1 protein-coding gene is annotated in these 2656 nt (G+C 73.3%); it reads left to right on the forward strand.

What is annotated here, in order from left to right:
- The coding region (locus VFZ92_RS26505; RefSeq protein ID WP_330878751.1) for a type I polyketide synthase at positions 1-2656 on the forward strand (2656 nt) is incomplete at both ends.

The following is a 2656-nucleotide window of genomic DNA, read 5'->3' on the forward strand; positions in this document are numbered from 1 at the left end:
CGCTCCGGGTGCCGCCGAGCTGGTGGAGGAGCTGGACGTTCCCGTCGTGGTCGCCGCGTGCGACGTGGCCGACCGGGACGCGTTGAGGGCGCTGTTGGAGGAGTACCCGCCGAACGCCGTCGTGCACGCCGCGGGCGTCGAGGCCTTCTCCCCGTTGGCCGAGCAGGACCCGGCCGACTTCGCCCGCGTGCTCTCGGCGAAGGTCGCGGGCGCGGCGAACCTGGACGAGCTGGTCGGCGAGGTCGACGCGTTCGTGCTGTTCTCCTCCATCGCGGGCACCTGGGGTGCAGGCGGTCAGGGCGCGTACGCCGCGGCCAACGCCTACCTCGACGGGCTCGCCGACTCGCGCCGCTCGCGCGGCCTGGCCGCCACGTCGATCGCCTGGGGCGCCTGGGCCGACGGCGGCATGGCCACCGAGGGCGACGCCGAGGAGCACCTGCGGGCCCGCGGCATCCGCCCGATGGCACCGGGACGCGCGCTGACCGCGCTGCGCCGGGCCGTGGGCTCGAACGTCGGCGTGCTCACGGTCGCCGACATCGACTGGGAGCGGTTCGCGCCGCTGTTCACGTCGGTGCGACCGAGCCCGCTGCTGCGCGACCTCCCGCAGGTGCGCCAAGCCCTCTCGGCCGCGCCGGCAGGCGACTCCGGGGTGGTGGCGAGGCTGACCGCGCTGCCCGAGGACGAGCAGCGCCGCGTGCTGCTGGAGCTGGTGCGCGAGCAGGTCGCGGCCGTGCTGGGTGGCGAGCAGCTCGTGGAATCGGGTCTGGCGTTCAAGGAACTCGGCTTCGACTCGCTGACCGCCGTGGAGTTCCGCGGCGCGATCGGCACCGCGACCGGGCTGAAGCTGCCCGCGACGCTCGTCTTCGACCACCCGACCCCGGCCGTGCTGGCCGAGCACCTGCGGTCCGAGCTCGTCGGCACGCGCCCGGAAGCGCTGTCGGCCGAGGTCGCCCTGCGCGTGGACGAACCGATCGCGATCGTCGCGATGGCCTGCCGCTTCCCCGGTGGCGTGGCCTCGCCGGAACAGCTCTGGGACCTGCTGGAGCAGGGCCGCGACGCCATGACCGGCTTCCCGACCGACCGCGGCTGGGACCTGGCGAACATCTACGACCCGGACCCCGAGCACGAGGGCACGTCGTACGTGGTCGAGGGCGCGTTCGTGGACGACGTCTCGGGCTTCGACCCGGCGTTCTTCGGGATCTCGCCTCGGGAAGCGCTGGCGATGGACCCGCAGCAGCGGTTGCTGCTGGAGACCTCGTGGGAGGCGTTCGAACGCGCGGGCATCGACCCGGTCTCCCTGCGGGGCGGCCAGGTCGGCGTCTTCGCGGGCACCAACGGCCAGGACTACCTTGACCTGCTGCCGCGCATCCCCGACGGTCTTGAGGGCCACGTCGGCACGGGCAACGCGAGCAGCGTCCTGTCCGGCCGCGTCTCCTACACCTTCGGCCTGGAAGGTCCGGCGGTCACGGTCGACACGGCGTGCTCGTCGTCGTTGGTGGCCCTGCACCTGGCGGTGCAGGCGCTGCGGTCCGGTGAGTGCTCGCTGGCGCTGGCGGGTGGCGTGACGATCATGGCCACGCCCGGCGCGTTCGTGGACTTCTCGCGGCAGCGCGGTCTCGCGGTCGACGGGCGCTGCAAGGCGTTCGCGGCCGGTGCCGACGGCACGGCGTGGGGCGAGGGCGTCGGCATGCTCCTGGTGGAGCGGCTGTCCGACGCGCGGCGCAACGGGCACGAGGTGCTCGCGGTGGTCCGGGGTTCCGCGATCAACCAGGACGGCGCGTCCAACGGTCTGACCGCCCCGAACGGCCCGTCGCAGCAGCGGGTGATCCGCACGGCGCTGGCGGGCGCTGGTCTGTCCGCGTCGGACGTCGACGTGGTGGAGGCGCACGGCACCGGCACCGCGCTGGGCGACCCGATCGAGGCGCAGGCGCTCATCGCGACCTACGGGCAGGACCGGACGACTCCGCTGCTGCTCGGCTCGGTGAAGTCGAACATCGGCCACACGCAGGCCGCGGCCGGTGTCGCCGCGGTGATCAAGGCCGTGATGGCGATGAGGCACGGGATCGTGCCGAAGACGCTGCACGTGGGTGAGCCGACGCACGAGGTCGAGTGGTCTGCCGGGCTGGTCGACCTCGTGACGGAGAACGTCGCCTGGCCGGAGACCGGCCGGGTGCGCCGGGTCGGTGTCTCGTCGTTCGGGTTCAGCGGCACCAACGCCCACGCGATCCTCGAAGCCGCGAACAGCGACTTCGAAGGTTCTCCTCCCTCCCCGCTCGGCGGTGGAATTCCGGAGGAGGTCGTGCCGGTCGTGCCGGTCGTGCTGTCCGGCAGGACGCCGGAAGCGTTGCGGGCCCAGGCGTCCGCGCTGCTCGACCACCCCGCCGACCTGCTGGACCTCGGGTACTCGCTCGCGGGCCGGACCCGGATGGAGCACCGGGCGGTGCTCGCGGTGACCGACGACCTGCGCGCGGAGCTGGAAGCCGTGGTGAACGGCGACTCCACGCCTGCTGCCGAGGGCCGGTTGGCGTTCCTGTTCACCGGTCAGGGTTCGCAGCGGGTCGGGATGGGTCGTGAGCTGTACGAGGCGTTCCCGGTGTTCGCGGAGGCGTTCGACGCGGTGGCGGCGCTGGTGGAGGTGCGGGACGACTGCCTGGAC

The organism is Umezawaea sp. (assembly GCF_036375055.1).
In the GTDB taxonomy this organism is placed as follows: domain Bacteria; phylum Actinomycetota; class Actinomycetes; order Mycobacteriales; family Pseudonocardiaceae; genus Umezawaea.